The organism is Longispora fulva (assembly GCF_015751905.1).
Lineage (GTDB): Bacteria > Actinomycetota > Actinomycetes > Mycobacteriales > Micromonosporaceae > Longispora > Longispora fulva.
Genome location: NZ_JADOUF010000001.1, coordinates 6,470,935 through 6,486,118 on the forward strand (window position 1 = coordinate 6,470,935; position 15,184 = coordinate 6,486,118).

14 protein-coding genes and 1 tRNA gene are annotated in these 15,184 nt (G+C 71.0%); 8 read left to right on the top strand and 7 right to left on the bottom strand.

Annotated features, from left to right (window positions below):
- Positions 1-34: 34 nt before the first annotated feature.
- Genes IW245_RS29460 through IW245_RS29470 form a run of 3 tightly spaced genes read left to right on the top strand, consistent with a single transcriptional unit; the run spans position 35 to position 5,103 of the window.
- The gene (locus IW245_RS29460; protein ID WP_197006395.1) at positions 35-2,191 is read left to right on the top strand and encodes an acetate--CoA ligase family protein; all 2,157 of its coding nucleotides are present in this window, start codon (positions 35-37) and stop codon (positions 2,189-2,191) included.
- A 1-nt stretch (position 2,192) separates the two neighbouring features.
- On the top strand, positions 2,193-3,626 hold the full coding sequence (locus IW245_RS29465) for a class I adenylate-forming enzyme family protein (protein WP_197006396.1): 1,434 nt from the start codon (positions 2,193-2,195) through the stop codon (positions 3,624-3,626).
- Positions 3,619-5,103, top strand: a complete 1,485-nt coding sequence (locus tag IW245_RS29470; RefSeq protein ID WP_197006397.1) for an acyl-CoA mutase large subunit family protein — start codon at positions 3,619-3,621, stop codon at positions 5,101-5,103. The genes IW245_RS29465 and IW245_RS29470 overlap by 8 nt, the downstream gene beginning before the upstream one ends.
- Positions 5,104-5,160: 57 nt before the next feature.
- Here the strand turns inward: IW245_RS29470 and IW245_RS29475 are convergent, their stop codons facing one another.
- Positions 5,161-5,868, bottom strand: a complete 708-nt coding sequence (locus IW245_RS29475) for a class I SAM-dependent methyltransferase (RefSeq protein WP_197006398.1) — start codon at positions 5,866-5,868, stop codon at positions 5,161-5,163.
- 136 nt (positions 5,869-6,004) lie between these two features.
- On the opposite strand from IW245_RS29475, the gene IW245_RS29480 reads away from it, so the two are divergent.
- Positions 6,005-6,700 (top strand): glycosyltransferase family 2 protein, encoded by a 696-nt coding sequence (locus IW245_RS29480; RefSeq protein ID WP_197006399.1) that lies wholly within the window; start codon positions 6,005-6,007, stop codon positions 6,698-6,700.
- Positions 6,701-6,794: 94 nt separating this feature from the next.
- The gene (locus tag IW245_RS29485) at positions 6,795-7,724 is read left to right on the top strand and encodes a serine hydrolase (protein ID WP_197006400.1); all 930 of its coding nucleotides are present in this window, start codon (positions 6,795-6,797) and stop codon (positions 7,722-7,724) included.
- A 34-nt stretch (positions 7,725-7,758) separates the two neighbouring features.
- Here the strand turns inward: IW245_RS29485 and IW245_RS29490 are convergent, their stop codons facing one another.
- Together IW245_RS29490 and IW245_RS29495 are read right to left on the bottom strand one after the other, a co-directional pair.
- Entirely contained in the window at positions 7,759-8,622 is an 864-nt protein-coding gene (locus tag IW245_RS29490; RefSeq protein WP_197006401.1) for a transketolase family protein, read from the bottom strand.
- On the bottom strand, positions 8,615-9,286 hold the full coding sequence (locus IW245_RS29495; RefSeq protein WP_197006402.1) for a thiamine pyrophosphate-binding protein: 672 nt from the start codon (positions 9,284-9,286) through the stop codon (positions 8,615-8,617). Before IW245_RS29495 ends, IW245_RS29490 begins: the two co-directional genes overlap by 8 nt.
- A gap of 50 nt (positions 9,287-9,336) precedes the next feature.
- Here IW245_RS29495 and soxR point away from each other — a divergent pair, with 50 nt between their 5' ends.
- Positions 9,337-9,768, top strand: coding sequence for a redox-sensitive transcriptional activator SoxR (gene soxR, locus IW245_RS29500; protein WP_372445262.1), 432 nt, complete (start codon positions 9,337-9,339; stop codon positions 9,766-9,768).
- A 4-nt stretch (positions 9,769-9,772) separates the two neighbouring features.
- On the opposite strand, the gene IW245_RS29505 is transcribed toward soxR, so the two are convergent.
- Positions 9,773-10,726 carry an NAD(P)H-quinone oxidoreductase gene (locus IW245_RS29505; protein ID WP_197006404.1) on the bottom strand — a complete coding sequence of 318 codons (954 nt, stop codon included), beginning with the start codon at positions 10,724-10,726 and terminating at the stop codon, positions 9,773-9,775.
- 266 nt (positions 10,727-10,992) lie between these two features.
- Here IW245_RS29505 and IW245_RS29510 point away from each other — a divergent pair.
- Positions 10,993-11,075 (top strand) — tRNA-Ser (locus IW245_RS29510).
- Positions 11,076-11,149: 74 nt separating this feature from the next.
- Here the strand turns inward: IW245_RS29510 and IW245_RS29515 are convergent.
- Both IW245_RS29515 and IW245_RS29520 read right to left on the bottom strand, forming a co-directional pair.
- Positions 11,150-12,310, bottom strand: coding sequence for a hypothetical protein (locus IW245_RS29515; protein WP_197006405.1), 1,161 nt, complete (start codon positions 12,308-12,310; stop codon positions 11,150-11,152).
- A gap of 57 nt (positions 12,311-12,367) precedes the next feature.
- Positions 12,368-13,153, bottom strand: a complete 786-nt coding sequence (locus IW245_RS29520; RefSeq protein WP_197006406.1) for a ferric iron reductase — start codon at positions 13,151-13,153, stop codon at positions 12,368-12,370.
- Between the two features lie 220 nt (positions 13,154-13,373).
- Between IW245_RS29520 and IW245_RS29525 the strand changes: the two genes are divergently transcribed.
- The gene (locus IW245_RS29525) at positions 13,374-13,979 is read left to right on the top strand and encodes an NADPH-dependent F420 reductase (protein WP_197006407.1); all 606 of its coding nucleotides are present in this window, start codon (positions 13,374-13,376) and stop codon (positions 13,977-13,979) included.
- A 35-nt stretch (positions 13,980-14,014) separates the two neighbouring features.
- Here IW245_RS29525 and IW245_RS29530 read toward each other — a convergent pair whose 3' ends face one another.
- Entirely contained in the window at positions 14,015-15,127 is a 1,113-nt protein-coding gene (locus IW245_RS29530) for a globin domain-containing protein (protein WP_197006408.1), read from the bottom strand.
- Positions 15,128-15,184: the final 57 nt, after the last annotated feature.

Consider the following 15,184-nt stretch of genomic DNA (forward strand, 5'->3'; position numbering starts at 1 on the left):
GACGGCCGCAACGAAAGCGTGACACGCTTCGGGCGTGGCTGGACTGTCGATGTTGTGGTCGGCGCGCTCCATCGCGGTCGTCGGGGCCTCGGGCCGCGCCGGTTCGCTGGGGCGGCTCCCGGTGGAGTACCTCCTAAGATACGGATATTCCGGTCAGATTCTGCCGATCAACCCGACGGCAACAGAGATCTGCGGCCTCCGCGCCTACCCGAGCCTCGCCGCCGCCGGACCCGTGGACCTCGCCCTGATCATGGTCGGGGCGGACAAGGCCGTCGCGGCTGTCGCGGAGTGCGCGGCGCACGGCGTGCCCGTCGCTATCCTCGGCGCGTCCGGGTTCGCCGAGGCTGGCGCGCCGGAGTTGCAGGAGCAGCTGCTGGCGGCGCGGGGCGGCACTCGGATCCTCGGCCCGAACTGCATCGGCGCCGCGACCCTCGCCACCGGCCTGGTCGCGAGCTTCAGCCCCTGGTTCGCCGGAGCCGCGACCACCCTGCGGGCCGACACCAACCCGCTCGCCGGGTCTGAGGTCGTGCCAGGTCGGGCCATCGTGCAGGGGCGGCACACCAACATCCGGAGCCGGACCGCAGTCGCCCTCGTCAGCCAGAGCGGCGCGCTCGGTTTCGGTGCCGCGAGCCTCGCCGTCGACAGGGGTCTTCCCCTCGGCTGGGTCGTCACGACAGGCAACGAGGCCGACGTCACCGCTCTGGAAGTCCTCACGGAGCTCGCGGCCGAGCCCGACTGTGTCGGCCTGCTCGGCTATGTCGAGTCTCTCCGCGACGGTTCGGCGCTGCGTCGGCTCGCGTCCAGGGGGAAGCCGGTGGCACTTCTGGTCGCGGGCCGTTCCGCCGCCGGCCGTCGGGCGGCCGCCTCGCACACCGGGGCGCTGGCCGGAGACGACAGGGTGGTGGACGCGGCGCTCCGGCAGCTCGGGATCACCCGGGTGGCCGATCTGGATGACCTGCTGGACGCGGGCGAGGCGTTCGCGGCTTCAGCGCGTCGGACGAGGTCGCGCCCACGTTCCGGCAGGTCCCGGGTCGCCGACTACGCGGAGCCGCGCTCTGCCGGAGTCGTCGACACCGAGGAGCCTCCCCGGGTCGGGCCGGTCCGGGTGGCTGTCGTGACCACGTCGGGTGGGTCCGGGATTCTCGCGGCCGATGCCGTGGAGGCCGCCGGGCTCGTGCTCGCCGAGCTCGCCGGGGACACCCGGGAGGCGCTGGCGGAGATCGTGCCGGTGTTCGGGAGTACCGAGAATCCGATCGACGTGACCGCGAGCGTGATGCGGGACCGGACCCTGGTGGAGCGGTGCCTGAGCGCTGTGGACCGCGATCCGGGCGTGGACGCGGTCGTGCTGTGTTTCTGCGTCCTGACCGGCGACGACGTCACCGGGATCGTGGACGCGCTCCGTCAGGTCACGAAGCCGGTGGTCGTGGCCCGGACGGGGGCCGAGCATCTGGCTCCGGCGGCGACGGCGATGCTGCGGGCGCTCGGCGTGGCGTCGTTCCCGACCCCGGCGCGCGCGGTTCGGGCCCTGGCCGCGACCCTGCGGCAAGCCGCGTCCACGACCATCGACGCCGACACCGCCCCCGAAGCCGACGGCGGCACCGAGCCGATCACCGACGAATGGCGGCTCAAGGAGGCGTTGCGCGCCGCGGGCGTCCCCGTCCCGCGTGGCCGGTTCCTCGACAGCCCCGCCGACTTCGACTTCGAGCGCGCCGTCCTCAAGGCCGTCGCCCCCGGCCTGGTGCACAAGACCGAGGCGGGCGGCGTGATCCTGAACGTCACGAAGGAGAACGTGGCCGAGGCGTTCCGGAAGATCGCGACGATCGGTCGGGTGTGGGCCGAGGAGCAGGTCGGCGGAGGGGTGGAGGTCCTGGTCGGGATCTCGCCGAGCCCGCTCGGCCGGGTGCTGACGATCGGGGCCGGCGGCACGCTCGCCGAGCTGCTCGACGACGTGGCGATCCGCCTGCTGCCGGCCGATCCGGCGACCATGCTGGAAGAGCTGAAGATCGCAAGACTGCTCGACGGGTACCGGGGGAAGCCGGCCCTGGACACCTCGGCGCTGCTCGACGTCGTGGCCGGGCTCGTGGCGCTCACCGCGCGCTGGCCGGCCGACATCGCGGTGGAGCTCAATCCGGTACTCGTCAGGGAGCGCGGTGCCGTCGTCCTCGACGCCGCGGCCGTCAGGGAGGTCTGAAGTGGACGTTGGCACTCTGGTGACCAGGGCGGCCCGGCGGTACGCCGACCGGATCGCGCTGGACGGCCCCCAGGGCACGAGTACGTTCGCGGAGCTGGGGGACCGGGTCCAGCGGCTCGCGCGCGGGCTGCTGGAGCTGGGCCTGAAGCCGGGTGACCGGGTGCTGGACCTGCAGCCGAACCAGAACACGTACGTGGAGACGGATCTGGCGTTGGCCACGGCCGGCCTGGTCCGGGTGGCGCTGAACTACCGGCTGCACGCCGACGACTGGGCGCGGATCGCCGAGGACTCCGGGGCGGTGGGCATCATCCGCGACCCGAGGTACGACCCGGGCCTCGACCTGCCCCACCAGGTGGTGATCGGCGAGAACTACGAGCGGATCATGGCTGCGGGCTCCGTCGACGCGCACCACGAGCTGGTCAGCCTGAACTACACGTCCGGGACGACGGGCCGGCCGAAGGGCGTCCGGCGCACGCACCGCAACCGGTACGCGAGCCTGATGAACATGACCTACGACGTGCTCGGCGGTCCGCCCGGCCCCGACGACGTGTACCTGCACGCCGGGCCGATCACGCACACGTCCGGGCTGTTCCTGCTGCCGTTCCTCGCGGCGGGCGCGACCCAGGTGATCCTGCCGCAGTTCGACGCGGCCTCGGTGGTGGACGCGGTGCGCACCAAGGGGGTCACGCACACGGCACTCGTGCCGACGATGGTGGCCCGGCTGCTGGCGACCGGCGAGTCCCTGCCCGAGCTGCGGATGCTCGCCTACGCCGGGGCCCCGATGGCCCCGGAGCAGATCCGCCAGGCGATGGCCCAGCTGACCCCGAACCTGGTGCAGTACTACGGCCTGGTCGAGGCCATCCCGCCCGTGACGATCCTGGACGCCGCCGACCACGCGCGCGACGACCTGCTGGCCAGCGCCGGCCGGCCGGGGATCGGGGTGGACCTGCGGATCGTCGACGAGGAGGGCCGCCCGGTGGCCGACGGCGTGATCGGCGAGGTGGTGACCCGCGGCGAGCACGTGATGGGCGGGTACTGGGGCGTGGCCGGCGACACGCACCGCGTCGTGCGGGACGGCTGGCTGCACACCGGCGACCTGGGCCGGCTGGAGAACGACCGGCTGTGGCTCGTGGACCGCAAGGGCGACATGATCATCACGGGTGGGTACAACGTGTACCCGAGTGAGGTCGAGGCCGTGATCGCCGAGGTGCCCGGCGTACGGGAGGTGGCGGTCATCGGGGTGGCCGATCCGGACTGGGGGCAGCGGATCGTGGCCCTCTACACCGGAACCGCCACGCCGGAGGAGGTCGACAAGCACTGCCGGAACCGGCTGGCGAGCTTCAAGAAGCCCAAGGAGATCCACGCCCGGGCGGACTTCCCGCTGAACTCCACCGGCAAGATCGCGAAGAACGTGCTGCGAGCGGAATATGTCTGAGCAGCCGGGCGAGTTTCCCTACACCCGGGGGATCAGCGACACCGCGAAGCCCTGGATCATGGGCCAGTACGCCGGATTCGGCTCGCCGGCCCAGTCCAACGCCCGGTTCCGCACCCTGCTCGACCAGGGCGTCACCGGCTTCTCCGTCGCGCTGGACCTGCCCACCCAGCTCGGTCTCGACTCCGACGACCCCAGGGCGCTCGGCGAGGTCGGCCGGGTCGGGGTCGCCATCGACTCGCTCGCCGACATCGAGATCCTGATGGCCGGCATCCCCCTGGAGAAGATCAGCCAGGTCCGCACGACCGCGAACTCCATCGGGTACCTGTGGACGGCGCTGTTCACGGCGTTGGCGGAGAAGCGCGGCGTACACCCGAATGATTTCGGGTTGTTCATCCAGAACGACGTGTTGAAGGAGTTCGTGGCCAGGGGGACACAGATCTTCCCGCCCGCGCCGTCGCTGCGGCTGGCCGTGGACACCATCGAGCACTGCGTGCGGCACACCCCGCGCTGGGTGCCCCTGGCCATGTCCGGCTACCACATCCGCGAGGCCGGCTCCAACGCCGCGCAGGAGATCGGGTACACCTTCGCCAACGCCATCGCCTACCTGGACGAGTGCGTGCGCCGGGGACTGTCGGTCGACGCGGTGGCCCCGACGTTGTTCACGTTCCTGTCGGTGAACATGGACGTGCTCGGCGAGATCGCGAAGCTGCGCGCCGCCCGCCGGGTGTGGGCGCGGTTGGTGCGGTCCCGCTACGGGACCCAGGACCCCCGCAGCGAACAACTGCGGATCTTCGCGTTCACGGCCGGCAGCTCGCTCACCGCCCAGCAGCCGTTGAACAACGTGGTCCGGGCGACCGCCGAGACGATCGCCGCCGCCCTCGGGGGCATCCAGACCATGCACGTCTCCGCGTACGACGAGGCGCTCGGCGTGCCCACCGAGGCCGCGGCGACCCTCGCGCTGCGTACCCAGCAGATCGTGGCCTTCGAGACCGGGCTCAACGGGGTGGTCGACCCGCTCGGCGGCGCGCCGTACGTGGAGGCCCTCACCGACGCCGTCGAGCGCGACATCCTCGACGTGATGGACGCCGTGGACCGCAGGGGCGGCGCGCTCGCGTGCATCGAGTCCGGGTACCTGGTCAGCGAGCTGTCCGACGCGGCGTACCAGCACGCCCAGGAGATCGAGTCCGGGGCGCGCACCGTCGTCGGGGTCAACGTCTACCAGGAGCCCAAGGGCCCGCTCGACGTGTTCGCCGTCGACCCGGAGATGGAGGCCGCACAGGTGGCTGCGGTGCGGGCCGTGCGGGCGTCGCGGGGGTCCGTGGCCGGCGTGCTCGGCGATGTCACGGACGCGGCGCTGGCCGGGGAGAACATCGTGCCGGCCTGTGTGGCGGCCGTCCGGGCGTACGCGACCATCGGGGAGGTCGTGGCGCGGCTGCGGGACGTGCACGGGGCGTGGCAGCCCACGGGGATGTTCTAGACCGCAGGCCGGCCCCTGGGCTGGCGCCGGGTTGGGCCGGGCTGGCTCGGCCCGGGGTCAGACCCGGGCCACCACGAACACCGACTGGCCGAACGGCGCCCAGACCCGGTCCACGAGCCGGGCCACCGGGACCACCGCCGTGTCGTACAGCCGCAGGCCCAGCCCGTTGCGCGGGATCATCCGCAGCGCCTTCGCGCTCACGTACCAGGTCAGCAGGCCGATCGGGTTCACGTACCTGGCCATCTCGACGGTCAGCCCCGCCGCCTCGAACGCCGCGACGGCCGACTTCCGGGTGTACCTGCGCTGGTGTCCGATCGCGTGGTCGAACCGGCTCATCGCGGACGGGAACGCCGGCACCACCGCGACCACGGTCCCGCCGGGCCGCACGAAACCGCGCATCGACCGCAGCGCGCCCACGTCGTCGGCGATGTGCTCCAGCACGTTGAGGGACACCACAGAGGTGTACCGCGGCACCGGATCCGGCTCGCTGGGCAGCCCGAGCTGGCGGACGCTGATCGTCGGGTGCTCGTGGTAGCGGGCCTTGAGCTGGGCGAACCTGTCCGGTTCCGCCTCGCTGGCCGTCATCGCCGACAGGTGCGGGATCCACTCCTCCGCGTAGTCGCCGAGCCCGCTGCCGATCTCCAACGGGTGCTCGCCGAGGTGTGGCAGGGTGAGTTCTGCCAACCAACGCCGATATTTGCGGGCATCGCCCAGATCCTCCAGTACTGATGTCTGGAGTCCGGAGTCGCCGGCAATGATGGTCACCGTAGGAAATCTGGTCCCTCCACCGGCCCATGTCAAGGAGACTCGTGGGTTACTCACAGTCCGGGGGCAGTTCATCACACCTCACCGGTGGCAGTAGTCTGTCCATGTCCTGTCACCGATTCGCCCGGAGCTCTCTGTGAAGCTCTCGATCCTCATGCCGGTCTACAACGAGGAAGTCCGCGTTGCCGACGCCGTCAAGCAGGCGCTCAACGTCAACTACCCGTGCGAGATCGAGCTGGTCATCGTTGATGACGGGAGCAAGGACCGCACCGTCGAGATCCTGGCGGAGGTCGACGACCCCCGGGTGAAGGTGTTCAAGCACCAGCGCAACCAGGGCAAGGGCGCGGCGATCCTGACCGCGGTGCACAGCGCCTCCGGTGACTACATGGTGATCCTGGACGCCGACCTGGAGTACGACCCGAACGACATCCCCCGGCTCCTCCAGCCGGTGCTCGACGGACACGGCGAGGTCGTCTACGGCAACCGCAGCTTCGGCGGCCACAGCTCCTACTCGTTCTGGTACGTGATGGGCAACAAGGGCGTCACCCTCGCGGCGAACGTGCTGTTCAACTCGTACATCGGCGACCTGGAGACCTGCTACAAGCTGATGCCGGTCGCGCTGTACAAGTCGCTGAACGTCAAGTCCCGCGGCTTCGGCATGGAGGCCGAGGTCACCGGCAAACTGCTCCGCCGGGGCGTGCGGCCCTTCGAGGTGCCGATCTCCTACCGGGCCCGGTCCCGCGAGGAGGGCAAGAAGATCACGTGGAAGGACGGCGTCGAGGCGCTCTGGATCCTGACCCGTGAGCGGGCCCGCCGGAAGCCCCGCAAGTAAAGATCAGGTCACGTGCTCAACCGGCAACCCGGTCGAACGCGTCATTCTGGGTAGACGCATCCCCACCCGACCGGGTGCGTCCGGAGGTCTACCCATGAAGAGCGCCGCAACCCTCGGCCTCGCACTGGTACTGACTCTTGCGGGCTGCGCGGTCACGGACGAGCGCGGACCGGCGACCGCCGCGCCCACGGCCCGACCCACGGCGGTCTCCCCGATCCCGGCCCTGTCGTCGCCGCGCGGGGCGGAGGCCACCCCCGGCTGCGGCGGCTGGCCGTGCGAGTGGGCGGCGCGCTTCCAGCAGGCCACCGCGCGGATCGCGGCCAGTCCCGGCCAGCTCGGCCTCGTGCTCCGCGACCGGGTGACCGGCGCGACCTGGCAGGCGGGGGCCGCCGACCAGACCAGCTGGACCGGGTCGACGATCAAACTCGCGATGGCCGTGTACGTGCTGGAGCAGTCCCGGGCCGGCGCGGTCACCCTCGGCCCCGGCGACCGCGAGGACATCGCCGACATGCTCTCGGTGTCCGACGACGAGGCGGCCGACCGGATCTGGGCCGGCTTCGGCGAGCAGGGCATGCTGCCGGTCTTCCAGGGCCGCTACGGCATGTCCGGCCTCGCGATGGAGGGCGAGAACGACGACTGGGGCGCGCTGGTCTGCCGGCCCGACGACCTGGCGAACCTGATGGCGTACGTGCTGGGCTCCCTGAACTCCGAGGACCGGGCGTACGTGGTCGGGGCGATGCGGCACGTGGCGGAGATCCAGCACTGGGGGGTGTGGTCCGTCGGGCCGGCCCTGGAGCCCGGGGTGAAGAACGGCTGGCTGGAGGACTCCTACGACGACGAGAGCCACTGGGACACCAGCACCGTCGGGTTCGTGGGCGCCGGTCAGCGATACATCCTGGCGATCATGTACCAGATGCCGACCGGGGAGGACTCCCTCGAGCGCGGGGTGCGGACGCTCAGTGATCTCGCGGCGGCGCTGTTCGGCCAGGCCACGCCAGCGCCCGCAGTGGTCCGACCGAGCTGAGGGCCCGTCTGCGGTCGGGCCCGTCCGCTCCGGCTCAGTCGCCGAGGAAGCCGGTGATCGACGCGCGCAGGCCCGCCGGGTCCAGGCCGTGCAGCCGGTCGTGGTCGGCCGGGGTGCCGTACACCCGGAGTTCCTCGCGGCCCACCCCGAGCGACAGCAGCCGGCGCGGCCGGTCGTTGAGCGCGTCGTAGACCAGGTGCGCGGACGTGCCGGCCAGGTACGGCTCCACGACCACCAGCTCCGGAGTGGTGACCAGGGCCCGCAGGCCGGCGACGTCCAACGGCCGGGGCGTCGCCGTGTAGGCCACGGTCACGTCCAGCCCCTCCGTCGCGGCGAGAACGTTGTCCAGGGCCGGACCGACCGCGAGGACGAGCGGGCCATCGTCGCCTCTGACCTTGTGCAGCTCCGGCGCGTGCGCCTCCCGGTTCGTCCGGGTCGACAGCCGGATGTAGACCTGCTCGTCACCCGCGACGGCGGACCGCAGCAGGCCGTCGACCTCGTCCCCGTGGCCCGGCACGTGCACCCGCCAGCCGGGCATCGTGTCCAGCAGGGCGACGTCCCTGGGCGACATGTGGGTGTAGCCGCCCTCCGTCCAGTCGTACGACGCGCCGACGCTCACCAGGACCCCCGTGACGCCCTGGTGACCGAAGTCGAGCTTGACCTGCTCGAAGGCCCGCTCCACGAGGAACGGCGCGTAGGTGTGCACGATCGGCCGCAGCCCGGCCAGGGCCAGCCCTCCGGCCACCCCGACCATCAGCTGCTCGCGGATGCCCACGTTGACGAGTCTTTCGCTGCGCACGTCGTCGAAGGCGGCCGAGGAGATGTCGGCGAGCACCACGGCCACCCGGGGGTCCTCGTCGAGGAGGGCCGTGGTGGTCTCGATGAAGGAGTTACGCATTCTTGGGCTCCACGAGTGCGACGACCACGTGCGGCCGGCCGGGAAGGAGGGTGGTGAGCGCGGTTTCGAGGGCGTCGTGGTCGCGGCCGTCGACGGTGGCGGTGGACCAGCCGTTCACGGCGAACCGGGACGCGATGCCGCCGGGCCAGCCGTGGCTCGCCGAGGAGTTGTCGACGACCACGGCGACGAGGTTGTCGAGGCCGGTGGCCCCGGCGTACGCGATTGCCTCGTGGTTGGAGCCCTCGTCCAGTTCGGCGTCACCGAGGAGGACGTAGACCCTGGGGGTGGTCAGGCCCTGCAGGCGCAGGCCCAGCGCGGTACCCGTCGCCAGGGGGAGGCCGTGGCCCAGCGACCCGGCGGACATCTCCACGCCCGGGACCAGTATCCGGTCCGGGTGGTGGCCCAGCGGGCTGGTCACCATGGCCGCGTCGTCCAGCCACTCGGCGGGGAAGAAGCCCTTGTCGGCGAGTACCGCGTAGAACAGCGCCGGCCCGTGCCCCTTGGACAGGAAGAACCGGTCGCGGTCGTCAGCGTCGGGCTTGGCCGGGTCGATCCGCAGCACCCGGTCGTAGAGCGTCCACAGCACGTCCATCGTGGACGTGGCGCTCGGCAGGTGCTTGTCGTCCCCGGTGAATCTCTGCCGCAGGGCGAGGAGTTGTTCCATGCCGCTAGACTGCAAGTTCAAGTTGACTTGAGCTCAAGGGGCCTGTGACGGTGGACACTCTCACGATCGGCGATCTCGCGCACCGCAGCGGCGTGGCACCGTCAGCGCTCCGGTTCTACGAGGACAAGGGCCTGATCCACTCGACGAGGACCAGCGGCAACCAGCGGCGGTACGGGCGAGCGGAACTCCGCCGGGTCTCCTTCATCCGGATCGCCCAACAGGTCGGGCTGTCCCTCGACGAGATCGCGGCGGCGCTGGCCTCGCTGCCGGAGAACCGGACGCCGACCAAGGCCGACTGGGAGCGGTTGTCGCGGAAGTGGCAGACCCGGCTGGACGAGCAGATCGCGCTCATCCAGCGGCTGCGCGACCGGCTGGACGGATGCATCGGGTGCGGGTGCCTGTCGTTGCGGAAGTGCGCGCTGTCCAACCCGGGCGACGAGTACGCGACCCAGGGGCCCGGGCCGCGTTTCCTCGTCAAGTAGTTCGTCAGAGGGTGAGCAGCACCTTGCCGACGTGCGCGTTGGCCTCGACCACCCGGTGCGCCTCGGCGGCCTCCGTCAGCGGCAGCCGCCGGTCGATCACCGGCAGCACCTTCCCCGCCTCGACCAACGGCCAGACCTGCTCGCGGACCTCCGCGATGATCTCGCGCTTGTTCTCGACCGGCCGGGCCCGCAGCGTCGTGGCGGCGATCCACGCGCGCTTGGCCATCAACCGGCGCAGGTCGAACTCGGCCTTCACCCCGCCCTGGGTGCCGATCATCGTCAGCCGCCCGCCCGGGGCCAGCGCCTCGATGTTGCGCTCCAGGTACGACGCGCCCATGATGTCCAGGATCACGTCCGCGCTGACCAGGTCCTCGAACTCCTCCGACCGGTAGTCGATCGTCAGGTCCGCGCCCAGCGCCCGCAGCGCGTCGTGCTTGGCCGCGCTCGCCGTCGCCGCCACCTTCGCTCCCCACGCCTTGGCCAACTGGATCGCGAACGTGCCGATCCCGCTGGCCCCGCCGTGCACCAGGAACTGCTCCCCGGCCTTCAACCCGGCCAGCGCGAAGACGTTCGACCAGACCGTGGCGGCCACTTCCGGCAGGGCTGCGGCGTCGGCCAGTTCGACATTTCCGGGTACCGGGAGCAGCAGGCCGGCGTCGGCGACCACCTTCTCGGCGTACCCGCCGCCGGGCAGCAACGCGCACACCTCGTCGCCCACGTGCCAGCCGGTCACGCCGGCCCCCAGCCCGATGATCCGCCCCGAGCACTCCAGCCCCGGCCACGCCGGCGACCCGGGCGGGGCCGGGTACTTCCCCTGGCGTTGGAGCAGGTCCGCGCGGTTGACGGCGGTGGCGGCCACCTCGATCAGGACCTCGCCGGGGCCGGGGACGGGGTCGTCGACCTCTGCCCAGGTGAGGACGTCGGGGTCGCCGAAGGTGGGGAGTGTCATCGCGTACATGCCCTGAACCTAGCGCGCCGGCTCACCACGCACGCGCCGACGGCCGGAGGAGAGGGCCATCCCTCCCCCGGCCAGGTGCCCACCGCGTCGATGGGCAGGAAGAGATCACCGGCGAGCTGGTCACGGTCGCTCTCACCGGGGCGATCGAATCTGGCAGACTATGCGTCGGGAACGGGCAGTCCGCGGACGCGTCCGGACCCGCTGCGGGACAGTCGCGGGACACGCCTCAGCCAGAGGCGGCGTGTTCGGGGTGTTCATGCAGGTCAGGAGGGCTCGCCTAGTGGCCGATGGCGCTGGTCTTGAAAACCGGTAAGGGAAACCTTCGTGGGTTCGAATCCCACGCCCTCCGCTGTGACATACGTCTGGACACGCAGATGGCCGGCCCAGAACTCGGGCCGGCTGGGCGTTGAACCCGAGCTGGGGTCAGACGGTGGCTCTGAGTAGGTCGCCCACCCGGACCTGCTCGGTCAGCAACCGCCGGAAGCCGTCCGGCACGGCCTTCGCGTAGGCGCGGCAGAGCCGCCGCCCCGCCGGATAGTTGAAGCTGTAGGTCCGCGACGTCGGATCTGTCACGAAGCGGATCACCCGCCCGGCGTCCTCCGGGTTCAGCATCTCCCAGCGTTGCAGGTACGCCGACACCTCCGCCGCGCCAGCTTCGTGCTCGTGCAGCATCAGGGCAGCGTTGACGCTGGCCCACCTACATGATTCGACGGCCTCATCCAGGGTGAGCGAGTGGGCGAGATCGAGATCCACGCCCGAGTCACGCACAATGCCGGCGAGTGCCGCGCCGGCCTCGCCCCGGAGAAGCTGCTCCGGAGCGATCTCCCCGATGCCCTCGGCGATCAGCGACTGCGGGGTGGGTGCCAGCACGATGGTTTCCTCCAACCTCCCCTGGCCACGCACCAGCAGGTTCTCCTTGGCGGCGCGCTCGGCCTGATGGCCGGGGTAGGTCTCGTGCAACACGAGATGCAACAGCTGATACCCCGTCATCGGCCGGTCGACGTTGATCTCGACCCGGCCGCGCAGGTCGCCGAGATAGGTGTTGTACCCGTTCCAGGGCACCTCCCGCACGAACTCCAGGTCGACGCCCTCCCCGGGCGGTAGCTCGATGAGCTGGCCGGTCCACCTACGGGCCTCCGCGATGACCGTGGCCACCGTGCTCTCGACCCGGTCGGCCGGTACCAACATCGACCTGCGCCACTCTTCCAGGCGCTCGGCCAGCGGTCCTGTCCCGGGCAGCAGCGCGTCCAGGCGCTCGTGCGCCTCGGTGAAGACCGATTCGTCTGTCCAGGACGGCCGCACCCCGTAGTACCCGTGCACCTCGTCGGCGTAGGAGCGTGACTCGCCCGCCAGCATCCCGGCGCAGGTGCGCAGGCCGGCTACCTGGTCCCGAAGCCAGCTGTCCGGCAGCTCGGTGAGCAGCGCCTCCGCCTCGTCGACGAGTGCCCGGGCTCCGGGCAGGTCCCCAGCAGCGACTTCGGCCGCGAGTTCCGGTGGCCCGGCGTAGGAGTCGACGGTTCCCTCCACACGCCGGTCAAGCCGGAGCCCCAGCCGGACGTAGCGCTCCACAATGGAATCGGTCATCTGGCGAGACTACGGCCGGCGCCATGGTCCTGTCCGACCCGAAGAGCGGGCATGTCCTCAGTGCGCGGCCTGATCCGGCAGGCAGCAGGAGGAGCAGGTCTTCAGGCACTGGACGGTGAACGCCAGGCAGCACGTGCGGCGCTGGACCCGCAGGTCGCCATCAGGTTGGCGTTCGACATCCACCAGGTCGGAAACCTGCAGGGTGTCCAGCAGTCGGCGGGCGGTGGCCAGCGCGTCCCAGGGCAGGGTGGGCGCGGCCTGGGCGACGGCGTGCGCGACACCGGAGGCCAGCGAGCCCCAGAGCGTGCGTCGGCCGACCCTGGCGTGGTAGCGCAGCTGGGTGAGCAGGGGCGCGAGGTGCTGGTCGACGAGGGTGGTCCGGAAGAGCTGGAGCAGCGCCTCCTCGTCGGGGACCACCCGGACACCGCGAAGGCCTGCGGCCGGGTCGTTGGGCAGCACGGCGACGGCGAGGCGGCGCATGCCCACGGTGACGAAGGGCTTGTCCGGCGACATCCGGATCAGCACGTTGCCGGCGTGCAGCAGCGGGACCCGGCGCACCGCGGCGTAGCCGAGCACGGCCGGCAGGGTGAGCCAGTAGGTGTAGGCCTTCCAGGCCAGCGCGCCGGCGGCGTGCGGGGCCGCGTCCCAGGACTCGCGGGGGCCGGCGAGCAGCTGGGTCACCGCGGTGCCGTCGGTGAAGCAGGTGGCTGGGGACCAGCCGGTCGGGTCGTCCACGACCAGGGAGTCGGCGACGCCGAGCCGGCCGTCGCGCGCGGCGCGGACCGCCGCGAGGGTGGCAAGGATCGGCTGGACCGGCGACGGGAGCGCCAGGGACGTGGTCATGCGACCACAGAACGTGATGATCTGGTACCGGGCCGGAGCGCTCCAGCGGGTGCGACTCGGCGCATGCCCACGAACTGACCTCCGGCTCGACACTTTAGGGTCGCCTAACCTTAGCCGCTCTGCACGGCGATCTGCCAGTATCGACTGTCACTCGGAGTGTTTATCAGGGCCTTCGGCGTGTTGTCCGGAAAAAGATGGAATTTTACTAGATCATGTCGCTATGCGTATTGGGCTTATCGGCACCGGACGGGTCGGGGCGACTCTCGCCGGACACCTGGTCGGCGTCGGCCACCAGGTGATCCTCGCCAACTCCCGCGGACCGCAGTCGCTGGCGAGCTGGTTGCGGGTGCTCGGCCCACTGACGTCCGCGGACACCGTGAACGGCGCAGCGCACACCGCGGAGCTGGTCATCCTCGCCGCCCCGTGGCGCGAGCGGTCCGCGCTGCCCAGCCCGACGGCGGTCACCGGCAAGGTCGTGGTCGACGTGATGAACGCCGAGCCAGAGGACGACCTCGGCGGCCGGACGTCGAGCGCCTGGACCGCCGAGCGGCTGCCGGGCGCACGGGTCGTGAAGGCCTTCAACGCCCTGTACTGGGAACACCTCCGCGACCAGGCCGGGCGCCCCGACCGGCGGATGATCCCGCTGTGCGGGGACGACGCCGAGGCCAAGGAGACCGTGGCCGCGATCGTCGTGCAGCTCGGCTTCGCGCCGGTCGACACGGGCGACCTGCTGACCGGCTCGCAGCTGCAGGAGCCCGGCGGGGCGTTCTTCCAGCGCGACCTGACCGAGTCCGCCGCCCGGTCGGTACTGCTGCCCGCCGCCTGAGCGCCGCCCGCACCCAACCTCACGGGTGAGTACAGCTAGTCCACGTCGCCGAAGCTGTCGTACCTGACCCGGAACGAGGGGACGTTCAGGTCGGCGATGCCGCGCAGGGTCGCCTTCACCATCGAGGGCGAGCCGGACACGAAGAAGTCGTGCTCCTGCCACGGGCCGTACCGGGCCATCACCTCGAACGCCGTGCCCTGTTCCCCGTCGTAGCCCGGGTCGTCGCTGACGGCCGGCACGACGGACAGCCACGGGTACCGGGCGGCCAGCCGTTGCAGCGCGCCGAGGTCGTAGAGGTCGTCGCGGGTGCGTACCCCGAAGAAGAGGTGCACCCAGCGGGTCCGGTTGTAGGTCGCCAGCTCCTCGACGAGCGCCCGCAACGGGGCCAGCCCGGTGCCGCCGGCGACGCAGACCACGTCCCTGGTCGAGGTCCGGTCGAGGCTCATCGTGCCCATCGGCGCGCCGATCCGCAGCATGTCGCCGGCCCGCAGCTTCCAGACGAGCGCGCTGGACACCCAGCCGGCGCCGACCGCCCGGACGTGGAACTCCAGCAGGCCGTCGTCGCGGGGCGCGTTGGCGATGGAGAACATCCGCCACAGCCGGGGCTGGTGCCGGCACTCGACGCTGACGTACTGCCCGGCCCGGTACCTCAGCGGTCGCAGCGGTCGCACCGTGAGGACGGCGATGTCGGAAGACCGACGCTCGTGGCTGACCACCTCGGCGTGCCAGTACGGCGGATTGTCCCGGTCGGCCTCGGCCCCGGCGACCATGATCGAGGAGATCGCGGTGTACGCGTCGCGCCACGCCTGCTCGTGCTCCGGGGCCCACTGGTCGCCGCAGTACTCCCGGAGCGCCTCGATCAGGCACCGCCCGACGACCTCGTACTGCTCCGGCAGCACGTGGAACTTGCGGTGGTCCCTACCCAGCGCTCCGAGATACTCGGCGAAAGCGTCCGGATCGTCCACGCTTTGTACGGCGTGCACGATCGCACCGAGTAACCGACTTCGTTGCACGTTCATCGTCACCGGAAAAAGATCTCTAAGCCGTGGTTCGGCCAGAAACATGCGTGCGTAGAAGTTACTGGCGAGCACGTCCGGTTGTTCTACAAAGGACCAGCTCTCCTTGAGTAACACCGACAATGTACTCACCTAAGGGAGCATCACACCGTCACCTGTCTATATGTCGCACAGGGAGTGCGACGCGAA

Bases quoted from the DNA above. Each gene is read 5' to 3' on its own strand.
- IW245_RS29485 (WP_197006400.1), top strand. From the start codon at position 6,795: ATGAAGAGCGCCGCAACCCTCGGCCTCGCACTGGTACTGACTCTTGCG.
- IW245_RS29470 (WP_197006397.1), top strand. From the start codon at position 3,619: ATGTCTGAGCAGCCGGGCGAGTTTCCCTACACCCGGGGGATCAGCGAC.
- IW245_RS29490 (WP_197006401.1), bottom strand. From the start codon at position 8,622: ATGCGTAACTCCTTCATCGAGACCACCACGGCCCTCCTCGACGAGGAC.
- IW245_RS29515 (WP_197006405.1), bottom strand. From the start codon at position 12,310: ATGACCGATTCCATTGTGGAGCGCTACGTCCGGCTGGGGCTCCGGCTT.
- IW245_RS29525 (WP_197006407.1), top strand. From the start codon at position 13,374: ATGCGTATTGGGCTTATCGGCACCGGACGGGTCGGGGCGACTCTCGCC.
- IW245_RS29505 (WP_197006404.1), bottom strand. From the start codon at position 10,726: ATGTACGCGATGACACTCCCCACCTTCGGCGACCCCGACGTCCTCACC.
- IW245_RS29495 (WP_197006402.1), bottom strand. From the start codon at position 9,286: ATGGAACAACTCCTCGCCCTGCGGCAGAGATTCACCGGGGACGACAAG.
- IW245_RS29520 (WP_197006406.1), bottom strand. From the start codon at position 13,153: ATGACCACGTCCCTGGCGCTCCCGTCGCCGGTCCAGCCGATCCTTGCC.